The organism is Photobacterium angustum (genome assembly GCF_003026365.1).
In the GTDB taxonomy this organism is placed as follows: domain Bacteria; phylum Pseudomonadota; class Gammaproteobacteria; order Enterobacterales; family Vibrionaceae; genus Photobacterium; species Photobacterium angustum.
Genome location: NZ_PYOM01000024.1, coordinates 1 through 16,618 on the forward strand (window position 1 = coordinate 1; position 16,618 = coordinate 16,618).

16 protein-coding genes are annotated in these 16,618 nt (G+C 36.5%); 5 read left to right on the top strand and 11 right to left on the bottom strand.

Going from position 1 to position 16,618, the window contains the following annotated elements; genetic code table 11:
- Window positions 1–178: 178 nt before the first annotated feature.
- Window positions 179–1,627, top strand: coding sequence for a hypothetical protein (locus CTN01_RS19775; RefSeq protein ID WP_045149263.1), 1,449 nt, complete (start codon window positions 179–181; stop codon window positions 1,625–1,627).
- A gap of 231 nt (window positions 1,628–1,858) precedes the next feature.
- The gene (locus tag CTN01_RS19780) at window positions 1,859–2,935 is read left to right on the top strand and encodes a PQQ-dependent sugar dehydrogenase (RefSeq protein WP_045149262.1); all 1,077 of its coding nucleotides are present in this window, start codon (window positions 1,859–1,861) and stop codon (window positions 2,933–2,935) included.
- A 19-nt stretch (window positions 2,936–2,954) separates the two neighbouring features.
- Here the strand turns inward: CTN01_RS19780 and CTN01_RS19785 are convergent, their stop codons facing one another.
- From CTN01_RS19785 to cspE, 8 genes are all read right to left on the bottom strand, one after another.
- Window positions 2,955–3,803, bottom strand: a complete 849-nt coding sequence (locus CTN01_RS19785) for a Brp/Blh family beta-carotene 15,15'-dioxygenase (RefSeq protein WP_107188363.1) — start codon at window positions 3,801–3,803, stop codon at window positions 2,955–2,957.
- Window positions 3,796–4,899: a lycopene cyclase family protein gene (locus tag CTN01_RS19790; protein ID WP_045083641.1), complete on the bottom strand. Its 1,104-nt coding sequence runs from the start codon at window positions 4,897–4,899 to the stop codon at window positions 3,796–3,798. Before CTN01_RS19790 ends, CTN01_RS19785 begins: the two co-directional genes overlap by 8 nt.
- A gap of 20 nt (window positions 4,900–4,919) precedes the next feature.
- Window positions 4,920–5,837, bottom strand: a complete 918-nt coding sequence (locus CTN01_RS19795) for a phytoene/squalene synthase family protein (RefSeq protein WP_052666664.1) — start codon at window positions 5,835–5,837, stop codon at window positions 4,920–4,922.
- Window positions 5,834–7,321: a phytoene desaturase family protein gene (crtI, locus tag CTN01_RS19800; RefSeq protein WP_045149261.1), complete on the bottom strand. Its 1,488-nt coding sequence runs from the start codon at window positions 7,319–7,321 to the stop codon at window positions 5,834–5,836. The genes CTN01_RS19795 and crtI overlap by 4 nt, the downstream gene beginning before the upstream one ends.
- 3 nt (window positions 7,322–7,324) lie before the next feature.
- On the bottom strand, window positions 7,325–8,221 hold the full coding sequence (locus tag CTN01_RS19805; RefSeq protein WP_045149260.1) for a polyprenyl synthetase family protein: 897 nt from the start codon (window positions 8,219–8,221) through the stop codon (window positions 7,325–7,327).
- 52 nt (window positions 8,222–8,273) lie between these two features.
- Complete coding sequence (locus tag CTN01_RS19810; RefSeq protein WP_045127923.1) at window positions 8,274–8,966, bottom strand: bacteriorhodopsin-like; 693 nt, start codon at window positions 8,964–8,966, stop codon at window positions 8,274–8,276.
- Window positions 8,967–9,836: 870 nt separating this feature from the next.
- A complete protein-coding gene (locus CTN01_RS19815; protein WP_005363826.1) occupies window positions 9,837–10,040 on the bottom strand; it encodes a hypothetical protein in 204 nt (67 codons plus the stop codon).
- Window positions 10,041–10,197: 157 nt separating this feature from the next.
- Window positions 10,198–10,410 carry a transcription antiterminator/RNA stability regulator CspE gene (gene cspE / locus CTN01_RS19820; protein WP_045149259.1) on the bottom strand — a complete coding sequence of 71 codons (213 nt, stop codon included), beginning with the start codon at window positions 10,408–10,410 and terminating at the stop codon, window positions 10,198–10,200.
- A gap of 465 nt (window positions 10,411–10,875) precedes the next feature.
- Between cspE and CTN01_RS19825 the strand changes: the two genes are divergently transcribed.
- The 3 genes from CTN01_RS19825 to CTN01_RS19835 all read left to right on the top strand — a co-directional run bounded on the left by CTN01_RS19825 (window position 10,876) and on the right by CTN01_RS19835 (window position 11,872).
- Window positions 10,876–11,082 (top strand): hypothetical protein, encoded by a 207-nt coding sequence (locus tag CTN01_RS19825; RefSeq protein WP_373455423.1) that lies wholly within the window; start codon window positions 10,876–10,878, stop codon window positions 11,080–11,082.
- Window positions 11,083–11,193: 111 nt separating this feature from the next.
- Window positions 11,194–11,499 carry a hypothetical protein gene (locus tag CTN01_RS19830; RefSeq protein WP_005363821.1) on the top strand — a complete coding sequence of 102 codons (306 nt, stop codon included), beginning with the start codon at window positions 11,194–11,196 and terminating at the stop codon, window positions 11,497–11,499.
- A 94-nt stretch (window positions 11,500–11,593) separates the two neighbouring features.
- Complete coding sequence (locus tag CTN01_RS19835; protein WP_045149258.1) at window positions 11,594–11,872, top strand: hypothetical protein; 279 nt, start codon at window positions 11,594–11,596, stop codon at window positions 11,870–11,872.
- 298 nt (window positions 11,873–12,170) lie between these two features.
- Here CTN01_RS19835 and CTN01_RS19840 read toward each other — a convergent pair whose 3' ends face one another.
- The 3 genes from CTN01_RS19840 to agaR form a co-directional block, all read right to left on the bottom strand.
- On the bottom strand, window positions 12,171–13,025 hold the full coding sequence (locus CTN01_RS19840; RefSeq protein ID WP_045083635.1) for a sigma-70 family RNA polymerase sigma factor: 855 nt from the start codon (window positions 13,023–13,025) through the stop codon (window positions 12,171–12,173).
- A gap of 455 nt (window positions 13,026–13,480) precedes the next feature.
- On the bottom strand, window positions 13,481–15,373 hold the full coding sequence (locus tag CTN01_RS19845) for an alpha-galactosidase (protein ID WP_045149257.1): 1,893 nt from the start codon (window positions 15,371–15,373) through the stop codon (window positions 13,481–13,483).
- Between the two features lie 396 nt (window positions 15,374–15,769).
- On the bottom strand, window positions 15,770–16,540 hold the full coding sequence (agaR, locus tag CTN01_RS19850; protein ID WP_045149256.1) for a transcriptional repressor AgaR: 771 nt from the start codon (window positions 16,538–16,540) through the stop codon (window positions 15,770–15,772).
- Between the last annotated feature and the right edge of the window lie 78 nt (window positions 16,541–16,618).

Consider the following 16,618-nt stretch of genomic DNA (forward strand, 5'->3'; position numbering starts at 1 on the left):
ATATTATATGCATTAATCATAATATTAATACACTTACATTAATGTCTTTATTTTATGACAATATACTTTTCAATTTTCAGATTAATAATTAATTTTAATAATTTTTGAAATTATATTTTCAAATCTACGGTCTTATTTTTGGTGCATTTAATTTTTCTATCTTAAGGCTGGAGATATTATGCTTTTTAGTTTACGTGGTTCTATCATTGCAATTCCAATACTCGCCCTTTCTTCTTTATCTTATTCTCAATCATACGATTCTTTTAAAAACGATCCTGCCGGAACGCAAATTAAAGAGGTTGATTACTCAACAGATTTTATAGGTGATTCTTTTTCATATTCTAAGGGCTGGGCTGGTCAAGGTTTTGGTTTATCAGGCACTCAGAGAGGTGCTCCTGAATATATTGTTTCTCAAATAGTTCCGAACACTGAGCAACATGCGTTAGTGTTTGCAAGTAAAAATCGGAATGAAGCGTGGTATGCCTTACATCCTAAAGCGGCAGAAAGCAATCTATATGCTGTTACTGATAGTGATGGACAAGATGATTTTTTCTTTTATGGTAAACCTTGGGTAAAGGAAGACAATCCTTACTTTTATGGACAAGTCTATTTAGGCGAGGCTTCTCGAGTTACATCATTTAGACTAACAGTGAAGAGCTTAAATAATAATCAACTAAAAGATCATTATCCGGGTCTTTGGATTTATCAGGATAGACTTCATGTCCGAATACCTAAAGGAAGTCCCTTTGATGTGAGGTTTCTAAATAGCTATCAACCATTATCGGGATGGATAACTGCAGGAATACATATTTCTAACACGGGTGAGGTAACTTATTATTTAAAAAAAGGTATGTATGATGAATATACTTTGTTTACATTACCTGATTTTAGAATTACAGCATCTGATGCCGCAACATTATTGGGCTTTGAAAGTTACTCGCCACGAGTAGTAGAAAGAAATGATGCTGCTATTATGTTATCTCAAGTCATCTCTAAAACTCATTTAAATGATTTCTCTGATGGAAAGTTCAATGCGATTAAAGCACTGAAACAGGGAATTAATTTTGAATTAGGATGCGGTGATTGTGAAAAGATTAATAATTTAACTGAGGCGACTACTTGGACACAAGTTAATTCATTCACCCCAGAACAGTATGACATTTCATCCTATGAATCGGTCAATCTAGAAGTTTCTGTTGATGGTCGAGTTTATTCAAACGCACTTTATTACTACGAGAACGAAAACTGGAAACACGATTTGTGTAGCTTACTTGACGGAGAAAATGATCCGCTCGATATTCTACGCTGTGGGACAATGATTGATAACGGGGAGGTCGTTACCTTATTGGGTCAAGAATATAATTATTTATTCAGTGATAGACCCGGTGTTGTTGTATCAGTGATCTTCAATCGACCTATTGAGCCTGAAAATAATAGTGAATCTGTTACTCCAAATGATGAACAACCTGATACGACTGGAGAGTTCAATGAATCGTCTGATACCGACAACAGTGAAACAACGACATCTAATCCAAATAATGAATCTTCATCAAACCCACTTTCATCTTATTTTATGATGTTATTAACTTGGTTAATAAACCTTATTAATAGTCTTTTTTCTCGATGATATATTCTAACGATGATTACTAGTCATATTACACCCCATAATACCACTAGTCTTTAATGGTATTATGGGCGTCAGTAAGCTCGGTGTAATACCATGATTTTAACTGGCTAGTAACGCTAACTACAGCGAATTATCATTATTAAAAATAATGGCTTATCCGAATTGGGAATTGGGAATAGCGATATTGAATGCTAAATTTTAATTAGAAAAGACATATCAAAGGAATGAGCCATGAAAGCAATAGCTGTCATATTACTTGCATGTATCTCTCTATCTGCATATTCAATCCAGTACAACGCAATAGAAATTGCGAATAACTTTCAAATCCCTTGGGGAGTGGAATTTGTTAATGAAAAACAAGCTATCGTAAATGAAAAAAATGGCACTGTTTCATTACTCGATATTACCTCTGGTAATAAACAGATACTCTTCAAAGTTCCAGACGTTGATAGTCAAGGTCAAGGTGGTTTATTGGATGTTGCGCTTGCGCCTAATTCAGATGTAAAGCACCCAATACTCTTCTTTACCTATAGTAAATCGACGCCAAAAGGCACCACCGTCGCACTAGCCACAGCTAAATTACAAAATAATAAACTAGAAGGCTGGAAAGATGTTTTCGTTGCCGATGCCATAACCAGCACTGGTCGTCACTTTGGTAGCCGTATTGCATTTGTTGATGATAAGGTTTACTTCTCAATTGGTGATCGTGGTGTACGTGACAATGGACAAGATCTTCAAACTCATGCTGGTTCTATTATTCGCTTGAACCTCGATGGCTCTATTCCAACAGATAACCCCTTTAAAAAAAATAAAGGAAAACCTGAAATCTGGAGTTACGGACACAGGAATCCTCAAGGCCTGTTTTATGACAAATCAACAAAACAGCTCTGGTCAATTGAGCATGGGCCTCGTGGTGGTGATGAAATTAATTTGATTAAAAAAGGGGCTAACTACGGCTGGGCAAAGGTATCTCATGGCAAAGAATATTGGGGCCCAATCGCAGTGGGTGAAGCAACGTCATTGCCTAAAATGAAAGATCCGAAACTGGTCTATATCCCTTCAATAGCACCAAGCAACATGGTGATCTACAGGGGAAGTCATTACCCTTCCTTAAAAGGAAAAATCCTAGCAGGCGCGCTTAAATTGGCTCACATTAATGTGGTAACAATTAAAGACGGTAAGCTAACTGAATCTTCTCGATTAATGGGAGAACTCGGTGAACGTATCAGAGATATCACAATTAGCCCTGATGGTTATCTCTATTTTTCGACAGACAGCGGTAAGCTTTTTAAGCTCGAAGAGAAATAATCAATAGCATGACGATTCATCAGCTCTTTTTACCTTTTGAAAGTGCGATAACAAACATGTGGGGAACAGTTAGCGAAGCAAGCCCCCAAAACAATGTTTGTAATGATTTATCTTCAACGGGACCAATTGACTCCAAGGAGAGAAACAAACCAATGAAGAATAGATAAGTCATTATTAATAACAAAGATACAAATCGGATAGAAAAATCTTGTCTGGTGACAATACGTGGCAAATATTCAGCATAATGACGATAGCTATGAAGTAGGCAAAAGTAACAAGCGAAATAAATAAACGGCGATGCTACAGCACTAATAATTACTAACAGTAGGCCTTCGACAAGATTGGCTTTATTAGGTCGACGCAACAGAAAAGTAGTACCGACGACACACCACACCACAAATAACCACATTACGTCAGAGAAGTCATACCCTGTCAGTAATAAAAAAAGTCTCATAGTTTCTGCAGGATGGAAAATGACTGGCAGAGCTATGATGATGCCCCCCAAACCAATACATTGAAACCTTGATCTCGTTGGTTGCTCTCCCCAATCGGCGCCAAAATGGTATGCCGATACCAACAAAAACAGAACAAAAGAAAGTAAGGGTGAGATAACCCACCCTAAATAGACCACGATAGACAAGACTAAATAGCCAAGCAAAAACAGCCATGTCGACGTCTTTTTTAATGACACGCTTTTTAAAGCAATCCAAGGATCAAGCAAACCATGTGGCAGGCCGATGAACAAAACAATTAACATTACAGGCCAAAACATCGCCCAATGCTCAACAAGTAAAACCAGTGGAAGCGCACACAGCAAAAAGCATACAGGCTTCTGCTTTATCGCACTGTTCCAATCCGCTTTAACCACCAGCCATGACCTCTTTAATAAACGGCCATTTTGGTAAAGCACTGATCACTTGCATCCATTCTTTCATACCAGCTTCATCACTCATAAATGCAGAAAATTGGTCACCGTTTAACTGGCTTGCCATTCGAATAAAGTAGTCTGGCCCATCCACAGGATTATGCTTAATGACGTTTAAAAACAAGTGATCCATTCTAGCCTGCAGGTGATGCTGCTGATGTGAAAACGCTTTTTGTTTAGTAATAATGGATTGTGCACAAGCCAATGCCCATGCTTGGATTCGCAAAAAACCATAGCCAGAACTGGCTCTTAATGCACCACCAGCAATCCCCCCTTTAACCAATACAGATCCTTCTAAATGTGTCTGCCCCATGGGTAAAATGGCTGATTCACGACGGATAATCGATTCAATTTCAATGTCTTCTGCTCGGAGCGCTGATTGAAGGTCATCTTTCAACAAATCGGGATTTAGAGGGTAGCGATGAAAAACCGTGGGCTCAATTAATATGTGCCAAGGAGAAAAAGGAAGAATGTAATAAAAACGCATGCATTGATTATCGCCATGCATATTACACATTAGCCTTACAGTATCAGGCGCGAATATAGGACGGGATAACGTCACCTCATAACCTAAAAATGACTGATAAAGTATTGCTTCACAAGGTCTTGGGCGAGTATCAATAACGATATCAGCTTCTAAATTACCAGCTGTTGTCTCCACCAACCAAGATTGGGAGCGAGTTGGCGAAACAGAGGCAACTTCAACTTCCATTTTTAACGATACATTTGCCGAATCCAATTGCTGTAAGCAAAAGTCGTAGTAGTTTTCAGCAGGGAGACAACAATATGAAGTCGAGTCATAATAATGAATATGTTGTGCATCATTTAACGATGAAAACAGACATTGTTGCCAACGATATTGAGCCATTTTATGCCATTGGCTATCTGGTTTAGCCCAATAACACCATGTTCTGTCATTTTCGTAGCATTGTCTTGATTCCAGTAATAGTAACGACCCAGAAAATCCTTGTTCCTTTAAGCAACGAGCAAGCGCCAAGCCCGCACAACCTGCACCAAGTATTGCAACATTGACTTTCATTTTGTTCACTCTCCCTGAGTCTAGAGTCCTAAAACATTGACGATATTGGTGTGCAAACCTTTATCATGAGGACGATGCCAACGTCTGGTTCCATTACTCAATATAAAGTGAAGTATACACTTCGCCGTCAACGAGCACTTTTTAGCCATAGAGACCGTTGCTCTTACAGTAAAATCAGGCTCTCTTTCTATTTGAAACCCAATCGCTTGGTAACATTTGGCGGCAATATAAATGGATAGCCTTGATTGTTTAGGCAAATAAGATAAACCCGACATACCACTGCTGTAGTATTGCTCTGCTAACGATAAGAGCTTTTTCCTTGCATGAAAAATGTCGCAATGGTGTGAAGGCGCCTGCTCGATTTCTAAGGGAGCCATACCATGTAACCAAGTAGAGGGAACATATCTCCTCCCTAGCTGCGCATCTTCAAAAACATCTCTAGCGATATTCGTTAACTGCATCGCGATGCCAAGATCGATAGCATATTTAAAAGCAGCTCTATCATCGACCTCTAAAGCGTGACACATCATAATGCCAACGGTGCCTGCAACTCGGTAACAATACGTCAGTAATTCTCTTTTCGAATCAATAGCAGGTTCGTTTTGATCAAACAAGAAGCCGTCAATCAAATCCAAAATGGGATTAATAGGAAGCTCAAATGATTCTGTGAGAAAGACCGTATCGCGTTCAGTTTTATTTTCAATAAGGCGTTGTCGAAACTGGTTTAGTTTAGAAGAGGAGTTCCCTTGATTATCAGCTAAATCATCGAGGTATCGGCAGAATTGGTATAAGCAATAGCTTCGCTCCGCATGGCGTTTTCCCATAAATAACGAAGCAAAATAGAATGTCTTACCATGCTTTGCCGTCACTTTATGACCACCTTGCAAAAAGGCAACTGACAACTGTGAGACGATAGTAGATTGGGAAAAATCCGTCATTGACTTCCCCCCACCTTGCCATACTTTTGCTTTAACAACGATTCGACGACTTTGGCTGAACTTAATACTCCTGGTAATCCAGCTCCAGGGTGTGTTCCCGCACCAGCTAAAGACAAGTTATTTAAGCCTTCACCATTATTATGGTATCGAAACCACGCCGATTGATAAAAGTGCGGTGAAATTGAAAAACCAGCACCTGAAGGACTTAAATAATCATCTTTGAAATCCTCAGGTGTCATGTAAAAAACCGACTGAATATGGCTCTCTAAATCTAGTAAGACAGTTTGAGATAGACGTTTAATGACCCGCTTTTTTAATTTCTCACCATCTTCTTTCCAATTTTGACCGCCATCTAAATTTGGTACAGGTACGAGAGCATAAAAACTGTCATGCCCTTGTGGAGCAAAAGAAGGATCGGTTGCAGTAGGACGGTGAAGATAAAGAGAAAAATCGTCAGTGAGCACTTTATGTTTAAAAATATCGTCTAATAACCCTTTAAAACGTTTACCAAGTAAAATCGTATGATGCTCTACAGCTGAATATTGTTTATCAGTGCCAAAAAACAAGACAAACAAGCCCATCGATTTACGAGCCAATTTTGTTCTTGCCGTAGCTACTATGCTGCTTTCTTTTTTTAATAATTTTCCATAAAGGTAAGCAGGATCGATATTCGATATCAAATGATCACAAGGTAGATTAGTACCGTCTTGTAAGGTAACACTCTTAACATAGTTATCTTTAGTTTCGATCAGCTCAACAGAGTTACTGGTAATGATTTCAATATCTTGCTCAATCATTAACTTTTCTAACGCTTTTACCAGTGCACCCGTTCCCCCCATTGCGAAATGAATGCCGAACTTTCTTTCTAAAAAATGTATTAAATTATAGATACTGGTCGTATCAAAAGGATTACCTCCAACCAGTAGAGGCTGGATAGAAAATGCCTGTCTCAGTTTTTCATTTTGCATATGGCTACTAACGAGCTGCCATACTGAACGGTAACTTTTTAATTTGATCATCGTGGGTAGCAGTTTCATCATGTCAGCCATTCGATGAAATGGTTTATCCGCTAACCGTTCAAAACCAACATGGTAAATCGACTTAGACTCTTGCAATAAACTTCTATAATGCTGAACGTCACTCGGATCAATATTGCCGATTGCGGTTTCAATATCATGTTGACTACCACCGTAATCGAATGTACTGAGATCATCAAAGACAAATCGGTACCATACTTTTAATGGTGTGAATTCGATATAGTCAGCACGTTCACGATTAAATAGTGCAAATAATTCATCAAACAAGAAAGGAGCAGTAATCACAGTGGGGCCTGCATCATGACGATAACCATCGACGTTAAAGACTTGAGCTCTACCACCAATCTGTTGATTTTTTTCGACTAAAACAACATCAAAGCCCAGTGCTCTTGCCCTTAACGCAGAGGCGATGCCTCCAAATCCCGCTCCCATTACGACAACTTTCATAAGTTATCCCTCTATACGTGTTTTTAATTCCTTGATCGTTTGCTGCAAGATAACGGTGGCTTCTATAGGTAATGGAGCCAATGAAGAGGTAGCTTGATCTAAGAGTATTAATATTTTTCTTTTAATATCATCCTTAGCGGTTCCAATATCTTCATCGCTTGCGTTAAGACTTCCAGCTAATTCGTGAATGCGTATGTTGACGATATTGGGTTCTTGATTTGTAGCATCTTGTGATTGATCACAAAGATCATCATAGAATTGATAGGCAAGTGCGAAGGAACTTGCAGCATTAGATAAGGCTTTGGCCAAAGACGGTTCTCCAGCTAATAGAGCCGGTAATTCAACAGATAGACTGAGCAATGGCGCTGCTTTATTGGTCGCAATAAGCGTATATGATTGTTCGGTTAATGGCAGTTGAGGTGATAGATCCTCCATCTGCCCTCTAATGGTTTCCATGACACGACGACACACCGTCGCTTGAAGATGACTGTTTGCAGGTGTGTTTATTTTAGACAGCGCATGATAGGCCGCAACAATGAGGGTATCACCTAAACAGATTGCTTCTTCCACAGAAGCTTTAACCCACAACGCATCTTGACCTCGCCTTTGTTGGTCTTTGTCTTGTACATCATCATGGATTAAAGAAGCATTGTGTAATAGCTCAACGGTAACCGCTAAAAGTTTTGCCGTATTCGCATTTAAACCTAAAGAAACCGCAGTAATATAACAAATTTTCGCGCGACGCTGGCTTCCATCAGATTGCTGATGATAACGTAAGTATGAAAGTGTTACTGGGCCAGAATGCTTGCATAATTCAAACATCAACTGATTGATTTGTTGTGAGAAATTATCAGGTATAACGACTTTTAAGTCTTCATCAGTTTTCGAGATCTTATACATAGTATCCTCCATAGTAAGAGGACAAATGCCCTCTTACTAAAATGAAGATGAATTAAGCTCTTGCGTTGTCTGCATCTCTTGTTGCTGCCGCCCAAATAACAACACCAAATGCAATCTTGTTAACAAAGTCAGCAAGGTTGTAAATGAGATTGAGCATTGCAACGTTTCCGCCATCTCCAAAGTAACCAACGAGATAACCAATAGGATAAATTGACCAACCAATAGTGACGATAAGCCGTAATGCTTTGAAAGCGCTTTGACTGGCTTCATTCCCACTATTTGCATTGATAGTACTCGCCTCGCCAATGAAAATTTCATAGATAATGTAGAGCCAACCAATCATACCTATAACAAAGCCAACCATTGGGCTTAAGGTACCCACCTCGCCAAGATAACCACCGACAAGCATAACAATACTTGCAATGAGTAAACGCCAGAATAAAGAGGTAGGAACAACGGCAATGACGACAAGAATGAGGAAGAATTCGATGATTTGAAGCGGTACAGTGAGGAGCCAATCTACATATCTAAATACGGTTGGGCTTTGCCCTGTTTCAACCCACACTCCTCGCATATAGAAGTAGTGAAGGCAAGCAATACCCGTTACCATTGCCGCGACCGAGAGGGATGTTTTCCACTTACCAACAACCCTATCTCGCTCAACCCAAAAAAAGAACGTGGCAGCCATCATGGCTGCTGACATCAGCCAAAAGCTGACTCCTACAAAGTCACTAGGATTTAGCATAACCATTTCCTTAAATTTTGATAAAAGTGTTTATCGGTTTAGGGATATTTGAAATAAAAATTTCAAACACTAATACACTCTATTAAGTGAAGTACGAATAATTTTTTAATTTGATCACTATAAAGACCAACTTATTTATCATCCAACAACTGAGTAAAAAAATTTAAAGCCTTTTAAGATAAAATAATAATATATCTTATTTAAGATAGACAAGAAATTGAGTTAAATTTCATATTTTCTTATTTATGAGACACTTTCAAAAAATAAAGAAAGACGAAATAAAACATATTAAAACACATTGTTTATTTAATTTGAAAATGGTTTTTAAATTATCAAAATGCGACTTATTTTGATAAGAAATCACCATTCAATTAAATTTAGCAAAAATAATACCATTATTTCTGGTAGATACGGTATCACTATAAAGCACACCTAGTTATATTTTAAAAATGATTCTCAGTGCGATAGTAAAAGGCAATAACGTTTACCAATTAATTGAATATTGTTATTTCTGCTGAAGTGATGACTAATGAGTAGAAGAAAATTTCCCAACTATTAACTGGCACGTCGAAGTACCGATAATAGCCACAGTACTACTAAACTGATGTTTAGAAGATCACGTATCTCGTGCTTTCTTAGTATGAATTTGAGGCTATGCGAAGTGAAGTGAAGTGAAGTGAAGTAAAAGGATGAGGATCAACAGAGAATTTAAGAATATAACTGATAAATAAAAAGACCACTATTTCTAGCGGCCTTTAAGGGCTATCCCACAATTTGCTCCAAACCATGCGATCATGTATATCTTCAATTCTTCTTCTAACCACACCTAAATGATGTGCTTTTTTCAGCTCTTTTTTAGTTGTTTTTTGTCTATTTATCATTATTAACCCAAGCATTATTTTCTTTAGTCGCTAATAATTTACCGACAATATCTCTCAATTCAATTTTGACAGTAAAAAATGGAGCAAAAGAAGATGATGATACTTTCGCACCTCTTAAACATTTCATAAAAACAGTTTCAGATTTGATTATTTTATCTAAATCATTAATGTACATAATATTATATACTGACATTTATATTTCCTATTTATTTTAAGTTATTACTATAATTATTATTTAAGTATTATCTAAACTTCATAGAGAAATAATAGAAACAAATAGAATAATGATAAAAGCAATATTTTTAGTGTTCGATAATGGGCGGCAATAAAATGCTACCCTTTAGAAAGCCTTATAAAGCAACGACATTTGAAGCTTGAAGACCCTCTTGACCTTGTTCGACATCAAAAGAAACCTTTTGACCATCCATCAATGTCTTAAAGCCTTCAGAAACGATAGCTTGAAAATGTACAAATACATCTGCACCGCCATTGTCTTGGGTAATAAAACCAAAACCTTTATCTTCGTTAAACCATTTAACTAAACCAGTATTCTTATTAGACATAATGTGTCCCTTAAATAAATTCATAAAATATCGCAAATGCGAAGTACTAAGAGTCTGAATTATCGATGTGACGAAGAAGCTAAGGGAAACACAGAGGATGGCAACAATAACGAAGATATTCTGAGGGTTTTACTTTTACTTGATGTTTCATTAATAACTCTGAACAACAGAGCCATTACAGTAGAACACTAAATCGATAGGCTGTATACGTTTATTTTATCAAAAACCAAAAATAAAACTCAACCCAATGATTTTAATGACATTTATTAATTAAATTTATTTTTATATCTATTATTTAAATAACCTGTACAATAGCCGATGCAAAACAACGATTAATTAAATATTCTATTAAAAAGCTTCTCTGTTTCTCTTCCATTTAATTCATCACATCTATTCTGCAATATCTTTTCTTCATTACTGAGTTAGATGATTGTCTTTGCACTACACCTCTAATATAGCGAGATTATGATGCGTAAATCTGGAAAGAAACCTGGAAAAAAAATAAGAAAAAATGCTTTTGAAGATCGATTTGCTCTTATCGTTGAAGACTACCATAAAGCCAAAGAAGTGCTGGATTCCTTAATAGTAGGAACAACTGAACATAATAAACAACAGACGATATGTAATAACCTTTTTGCAAGCGCAGAACGCTGTATAAAATCAGGATCATAATAAAAATTAACTATCCTTTATTGTTACTACCTTTCAAAGCAGTAAGCTTCCTATCCACTCTCTTACAGCGTTTCAACATTAGACTGACTTTTACTTTTGAGTGCCGACACCATGAAACTAATGACTTTTCGATCTGAATGTATTTGCGGTACTGCGACTATCCCAGCCTTTTTGTCAAAGCTTGGTGTCAAAATTCACAAAGTAGAAATAGCTAATGAACCTTCAAAAAAGGCCAAACAGCGCATGGGTGAAAAAGATGTTTACACGATAGAAGTACAAGATAACCACACGTTAGAAAGCTTACGAGAGCTAATGACAAAAGAGATAGAACAGGAAGGTATGTTTTTAAATCTACACAAATGCTACCAGACATTAAATCTTGGTATGTCGCCAGATGAAAGACATTTCAACAGCTAGTGCGAAATTTATCTCTTAAACATTACCTTGCTCAATCAGCCAACCTCTACGTTTATTCATATCCCAAATAACGTATAAAATTTAAGGACAACCCATGATTACTATTAACCTTCGCCTACCGCATGGCAGCACTGAAGACTATCCCCAACAATTTATCGCTTACACGAAATCTGGTGCTTTTCTTCAAGATCTTGATGGTACGAACAAAGTCACTATTCCCGCCTACAGCATACTATCCGTTATCCTAAAAGACGGTGCTTTCAGTACATCAATGAAAAAAGATTTGAAATTAACAGAGCCAACAAAATTTAGCGATTACAAAGACTCGATGAAATTAATGGAAACAGCCGAGAAAAACAGTAAAGAACAATAATATCGACAATACCAATCATTGAGATTAACCAACGGCAACCATCAGGTAACCATTGGTCATCCATGCTTACTCCCCGCCGCTAAATAACCAATATACCCTTATCGGTATGGTAAATAATTACAACTTTGCAACGGATACGGATGGTTTTCCTTTTATTGTAACTGTACAAATACATGTCCGTTGTTTACTTCAGCACAAGGTATAACGAAAATATTACATAACTGCCAACGTATATTTACTGCCACGACTAGATGAATAAAGCGCGTCAGTATATAGAGAGAACATCGCAATATTCATTCTATGCGGTAGCGGAAAATAACATATCGAAATCGTAGTTATCATACGTCAAGTTCATTTTTAACCGTTCCAAAGATTTCGCCTGTAACTGTCTTACTCGCTCTCGGGTTATTCCAAGCGCAAGTGCAACTTCTTGTAATGTTTGAGGTTCATACCCCATCACTCCAAACCGACGACACAGAATCTCTCGCTCTCTTGGCTTTATTTTGTTTAATATGTCCTCGGCTAAATTGACCATACTGTTTTCTTCTACAATATGAGAAGGTGACGGTATTTGTTCATCAACCACGAGGCTCGCGATGGTACCTGTACTTTCATCATCCCCAATGGTTTGATCTAATGAAACGATCTTTTGTTCATAAGAAAACAATGTTGAGATGTCATGAGTTTCTTTGTTGAGTTGTTGAGCTATATCTTCATGCGTTGGTTCATGGTTTTGTTTTTTCATTAAATCTCGGTGTGTACGAAGCAACCCATTAATTTCTTTAGACACATGTACGGGTAAGCGAATGGTTCTATTTTGATTATGAATAGCACGTTCAATGTTTTGTTTAATCCACCATGTAGCATAAGTTGAAAAGCGAAATCCTTTTTCTGGATCGAACTTTTCTACTGCAGTGATTAATCCCAAGTTACCTTCATCAATCATATCGCCTAATAATAAGTGTGCTGCACGATACTTTTTGGCAATACTCACTACTAATCTTAAATTCGATTCGATTAACTTTTCTTTGGCTTGATTATCGCCACGCAAGTATTTTCGACTGTAATGAATTTCATCCATTTTAGTGAGAAGTGGTTTACTAGATATTTCCTTCATGTATATACCGATCATATCGATCTCGGTGTTTTTCATTTAGTTTCCCTACTAATATAAGCATCACATACAAGTGCACATTATTAAAAATTAATAAATCTAGGCACCAGAATAATATTCTCTGAAAGCACCTATTCATACTTAAATCACAGTACTATTGTGGCAACATTCTCTTTACCACACCAAGCAATGCCATTGCGGAATATAAAAACACATTCACAGAAAATATATCAATCAAATAAGTGTATTTGTGATTTTGATGCTAATAAGAAAACTTAAAAGCAAAAAAATCATAAATAAGATGGAATGGCACGATTAATATTGCGGTAAAAATCACAACACATAAATATCGTGCTACAAACAAAAGTAAAAGTTCGATTCTAACATTATAGATTAACTATAACCCGCTTCTCATACTCATCGAGTTATCTATCTTTAAAAATAAAAAGGCCATTCACAATGAATGACCCTTAGACTTTTTATAGACTTAACATTTAACTTGGCGTCGCTTCTAATACAATTGTCTGTAACGGTTTTAGTGTCACAACAACAGGATGAGAGTAAGTTAACGGAATTGACTTATTTTCACCATAAGCTGTTGTTAACTTAAATTGATCACTTACACCATTAGGTAACTCTAGGTCATGCTTAAGATCTAAGTAATAAGATTGACTATGATTAGATGGGTTTCTCAACGTCACTATCGACTTATCTTTTGACCAAGCCGCCCAGCCATAAACATCAAGGCTTGTTGGATCGTTGCCAACCCAGTGGCTGTCAAATAAGACATCTGTATTGTTTTTTGCCCAATTAGCAGCTGTTGCTAATACATCCCAGTTATTTTTCGTCAATAAGTCTGGGGTTATATATAACTCTTGAAGCTGCGTCCCTGTCGCAAAGTAACTCCAAACTTGATCATTAAAGTCTTGTGCTGATTGCTTATCAAGATGTTTGGCATTTTTCGCATACACAATACCATGTAGCATCAACGAATTAAGTGGAAATAATGGACCTTTCTTAACAATAGAGCGGTAAGTTTCGGCATCACGATAGGTAATCCATTTTTGAACATCGCTTCCCTCCCCATAAAAGTTAATATCATCACCTTGGCGCCAGATAGAATCAGCATAGAACAACCACGATGGGGAAGCATTGGTACCTGTGGTTAAATTAATGAATAAGTCTTTATTGGCTTCCGACATATCATTTATTAAATGAATGGCAGCATCAAAATCACTAGTAAACTTACTCCCTTCTATAACATTACTCGCATTTCCAGTGCCATCTAACTTAAACATACTGACATTTTGTTTGGAAATTAAATCAATAATTTTATTGTGGAAGTTCTCGTAATAATTAGGGCCAGATAAAGCAAACTTACCATTAATGGTTTCTAGCTTATTTTCTTTTGCATGAGAAACACGCTCTTGAAGTGGGGTGTTATATCCTCCCCATGGTGATAACCAAACACCTAATTCAGCATTATACTTATGTGCCTTATCTTTAATTTTTGTAAAGCCATGAGGAAAGTTTTGACTAAAGTTCCATAATCCTGAGCGATCATCCCAGCCGTCATCCAACAAAAAACCACTCATAGCGACATGGCGCTTTTCAATTAGTTCATGACCAAATTTTTCAATACGATCAAGAGCGTCAGCTTCATTATAATGCGTGAAAAAGCCTATATCTAACCATGAGTTATAATGCAGATACTGAGCATATGGACGCTTTCGCGTTAAATTAAGAAACTCGTTAAAGTTTCTTCTCAATTGTCCTTGTTCAAAAGTACTGATATAAGTTCGGCTTTGTAATGAAACATCCGTCCTAATTGGTAGTTTAGTAACGAGATTTTGCGTCACCCCCCCTTCATAAGCTCTTGTTGTCACTAATGGATTCTGAGGCGTAATAACGAAATGATCACTGATTATTGGTGAACTCTCAATAGCACCATCAACAAATGGCGCTTGAGTGTGAAAAGGCAACAGCGTAATAGAATCAATTTTTTGAGGTGTAGACTTAGCTTTTATACTAAAGTCATATGTTAAATATTTACCTTCGTGAAGAGCGAGTATATTCGTGACTTCAAAGTTCTTACTCGACATTGATATAGTAATCTGATCACTCTTTTGAGTGATTTGATCAACAGTAAAATCGCTTGAATTTAATATATTATTGTCACTAATTTGAAGATAAAATAGGTTGTCAGTAGTAATCGTATCTTTTGTTTGTAAGTTTTCTATTTTTACATCCGTAAAATTCGCCTTGTCTCCAGATACTACAACATTTAAATTATCACTATGAAGCGTGAAGTCTTCGGCATAACTCATTTGACTACTTAATAATAATGCCATTGTTATAGTAGATAAAATAAATTTTCTATTATTCATTATATTACCCTAATTATATTTTTATAAAACCATATGTATTTTTAAGATGATTAGTTTCAATTAAACACAGCCACAATTAATAAAATAGATAAATTATGTATTTGTACATACATCTATTTAATCAATTAGTTTAAAATAAAAATGAAATTAAGATCACAATTGTAAGCTTTTAAATTTATCAATAAAAAGTATCTATTCAATCAAAAGTGAAAGCCTTCTTCATAGATCTACATTATAAAAATGCACTGAAATCAGTAAGTATTTTAAAGAAATGAAAGTTCTTTAAAAATAAATACTCGTTATACTTTCGATTTACGCACGGTTTAACATCACATTTTTAATTTTTGTTATTAAAATAAGGGAGCAATATGAGCTCCCTATAATGACTAATATGAGTTAATCAACAATCCGAACATCAATACCTTGGGTAGTAAGCTCGTTATAATAATCCTGCGGGATTCCACTATCTGTAATTAGCATATTCAATTGCTTTGGATGTGCTATCATACAAAAGCTCTGTCGGTTAAACTTCGACGAATCAGTTACAGCAATAACATTTTGAGCAGCTTCAAGCATTTTTCGGTTTATATTAGCTTCAGCTTGATGAGGTGTTGTTATACCAAGAGATTTATCAAAGCCATCGACCCCTAGGAAGAATGTATTAAAGTGATATTCAGACAATAACTCTTCTCCCATCGAACCACAAATGGAATAAGAGTTAGATCGCATAAATCCACCGGTAAGCATCACGGATAAATTGTTTTTATTTGCAAGGTGATAGGCGATATTTATACCGTTCGTCATAACGACTAAATCGTTTTTATCATCTAAATTTAGAGCAACTTGCTCAAGCGTAGAGCCGGAATCAAGAATAATTTTATCACCGTTATTGATAAGTGAAGCCGCATATTCACCTAGCTTAGCTTTGATTTTACATTGCATTTGTTTTTTTTCACCAAACGGGCGCTCAAAAACAAATTGACGATTTAATCTTGCCCCACCATAGCAACGTGTCAAACAACCTTTTCTTTCTAATCTATTAAGGTCATTACGAATCGTCACTTCAGATACCTTGTACTGTTGTGCAAAGTAGCTGACTTCTCCTCTTTGATTACTCTGAATATATTCTAAAATTTTTCTACGTCTTAAGTTAGTAATAGATTTCATACCAAGCAACAACCGATAACTTATAGTTTTATTTTCCCACGGTTTAATATATACACAGTCTGCTATCGCTCATTATGG